Source organism: Peptoniphilus obesi ph1 (genome assembly GCF_000311865.1).
In the GTDB taxonomy this organism is placed as follows: domain Bacteria; phylum Bacillota; class Clostridia; order Tissierellales; family Peptoniphilaceae; genus Peptoniphilus_E; species Peptoniphilus_E obesi.
In genome coordinates, this window is sequence record NZ_HE978580.1 from 604,359 (window position 1) to 607,242 (window position 2,884).

Consider the following 2,884-nt stretch of genomic DNA (forward strand, 5'->3'; position numbering starts at 1 on the left):
TAATTAAGGGACTCTTCTATACTTTTGTGGCAATCATAGTTCAAAGATTATTATTATTTACTCTTCCACAAAATTTTTGGACAATGATTTTAAACCTATATGTAGGAATAATTATAAGAGTTCTGCCCGGGGTTATGATGGGTTACTATGCCATATCTACCACAAAAATGAGTGATCTTGTTTATTCCTTAAAAAAATTGAAATTACCAAACTTTTTGATTATTCCAGTTTCTGTAATGTTTAGATTTTTCTATTCAATAAAAGAAGATTACCAGAAAATAAATGAGGCTATGTATATGCATGGACTCACTATGAAAAATTTTTTCAAAGAGCCAACAAAAATTTTAGAATATAAATTTGTTCCTCTTTTAATGATTACATCTCAAACTGCTGATAATGTTGCAATATCAGCTATGACAAGAGGTATGAGAATTGAAGACAAGAGATCATCTATTTCAAATGCAAGATTAAAGTTACAAGATTATATTTTAATAGCCTTCGGAATTTTTATAATTATTTTATTTATAAAGGTGAAACTATGTTAGAATTTAAAAACTTTTCTTTAGCCTATGAAAATTATGAGGGTAAAGAAAATAAAATATTTGATAATATAAATCTGTCCTTTGAAAAAGGAAGCATAAACGTAATAAGTGGGGAGTCCGGTTCTGGCAAGTCCTCTTTTATAAAAATAATCAATGGAATAATTCCAGAGATTAATAATGCCAAAATTTCGGGTCAAGTTCTATTTGATGGGAAAAATTTATTTGACGAAAACATAACAGATAGGAGTCAATACATTTCCACAGTTTTTCAAAATCCTAAAAACCAATTTTATTGCATAAATTCAAGCGATGAAATTGCCTTTGCCCTTGAAAATAGAAATGTAAAAAGAGATGAAATCCTAAGAAAAATTGATTACTACACAAAACTTCTAGAAACGGACAAATTACTTGATAGGGACCTCTTAAAATTATCAGGTGGAGAGAAACAACTTGTAGCAATTACATCTGTTGCCCTAATGGACAATGAAATTTATATTTTTGACGAGCCTTCTGCTTCTCTTGATAATAATTCAATTGAAAAACTAAAAAATATTATTAAAGTTTTACAAGAAAAGAAAAAAATTATAATCATTGCAGAGCATAGACTTTATTACTTAAAAGATATACTAGATAAGCTTTTTATTATTGAAGATAAAAAAATAAATTCTTATAAAAGAGAAGAAATTAATGAGGCTTTTATAAAATCCCATAAGCTAAGAACTATTAATGAAATAAAAAAGGAAGACTTAAACAAGCTAAAATACATAAAAAAATCTTTTTTTGATAAAAATTATGACGACAAAAAGATAATACAGTGCAAAAATTTTTATTGTAAATACAAAGAAAATGAAAATGTGATTTTTGACTTTAATATTTCCTTTGATAGCGGTATATATTTTTTGATTGGAGAAAACGGAATAGGAAAAACTTCTTTTATAAGAAACCTTTGTGGCCTTAACAAAAAACAAAAAGGCGATTTATATTATGAATCTGAGAAGATAAAGAGAAGCTATGAAAAGATTTCTCTGGTCATGCAAGATGTGAATTATCAATTATTTACCGACTCAGTCTATTCTGAAATTTCAATAGTATCCGAAGATAAAGAATTGAAGGAAAAAATTTTGCACGAACTCGGACTTTGGGATAAAAGAGAAAGCCATCCCCAATCCTTGTCTGGCGGAGAAAAACAAAGACTTGCCCTCGGCCTAGCTCTTACTAGCCAGAAGAAAATAATTTTATTAGATGAACCCACATCTGGTTTATGCTTAAAGAACATGAAAAAATTAATAGGATTCTTAAAAGAAATGAAAAAGCAAAATAAAACAATTATAATAATTACGCATGATTATGAATTTATTAAAAGTGCAGATGAAAATATTTTGGAGTTTGTAAATGAAAAATAGCAGTGATTTATCCTCATGGGATTTTAAAGTTTTAGAAGATAATGATGAATTTATAGAGTATCAAGGTATAGAACATCCTAAAAATAAAATGAAAGCATATAAACTTTTCCCCGGTCTTATGCTTATGTATATTGACTTAAAAGAAAAATATCAAGTTCAAGCCTCTGATAGTAAAGGACGAAAGGGTTATAGAATTTCCTATTGTTATGAAGGTAATTATTTTACCTATATTAATGATACAAAAATTTTAATAACTAGAGAGATTTTTATTGGAAAAGCTCTTCCTTATGCAAAAGAATCTCATACCACAAAGGATCGAGTTCAAGCTTTTAACTTCTTTATTTTTGAAAAAAGCATAGATAAAAATTCATTTTACGGAAAAATTTTAGTGAAATTTTTGGAAAAAATAAATTCAATAAAGGATATGGGTTTTGTATATAAAAATGAAACTTTAATTCAAAGTGCCAATGATTTAATACTTGCACTAAAAAATGGAGATATCTTAAAAATTTCTATAAAAGCACTAGATTTAATTTACGACATCACAATGGAAAAAACTTCAGAAATAAGAAAATCATACCACAAGGAAAAAAATAGCGAGAAAATTATTTTAATCGAAGAATTTATAAAAGAAAATTTAGATAAAAATATTAATCTGGATATGCTTTCCAAAAAGTTTGAGATTTCTAAATCAAACTTAAATAATAAATTCATTAGAAAATTTCAGTACACTCCTATAAAATACTTAAATAATTTGAGGATGATGAGGGCAGAGGAAATTTTAATGACTACGAATAAAAATATAACAGAAATTTCTATGGAACTTGGTTTAAACAATCCATCAAATTTCACGAGATCCTTTAAAAATTTTACAGGTTTAAGTCCAAGTGAATACAGAAAAAAAAGACACCTCTAGGGTGTCTTAATTTTTTGTATTTT

3 protein-coding genes are annotated in these 2,884 nt (G+C 26.9%); all 3 read left to right on the forward strand.

Annotated features, from left to right (window positions below; translation table 11 throughout):
* The coding region (locus HGPB_RS02625; protein WP_148497886.1) for an energy-coupling factor transporter transmembrane component T at positions 1 to 545 on the forward strand (545 nt) is incomplete at its 5' end.
* Positions 539 to 1,945 carry an ATP-binding cassette domain-containing protein gene (locus HGPB_RS02630; protein ID WP_019132136.1) on the forward strand — a complete coding sequence of 469 codons (1,407 nt, stop codon included), beginning with the start codon at positions 539 to 541 and terminating at the stop codon, positions 1,943 to 1,945. The genes HGPB_RS02625 and HGPB_RS02630, both read left to right, overlap by 7 nt.
* Entirely contained in the window at positions 1,935 to 2,861 is a 927-nt protein-coding gene (locus HGPB_RS02635; RefSeq protein ID WP_019132137.1) for a helix-turn-helix domain-containing protein, read from the forward strand. Before HGPB_RS02630 ends, HGPB_RS02635 begins: the two co-directional genes overlap by 11 nt.
* Positions 2,862 to 2,884: the final 23 nt, after the last annotated feature.

Bases quoted from the DNA above. Each gene is read 5' to 3' on its own strand.
- HGPB_RS02635 (WP_019132137.1), top strand. From the start codon at position 1,935: ATGAAAAATAGCAGTGATTTATCCTCATGGGATTTTAAAGTTTTAGAA.
- HGPB_RS02630 (WP_019132136.1), top strand. From the start codon at position 539: ATGTTAGAATTTAAAAACTTTTCTTTAGCCTATGAAAATTATGAGGGT.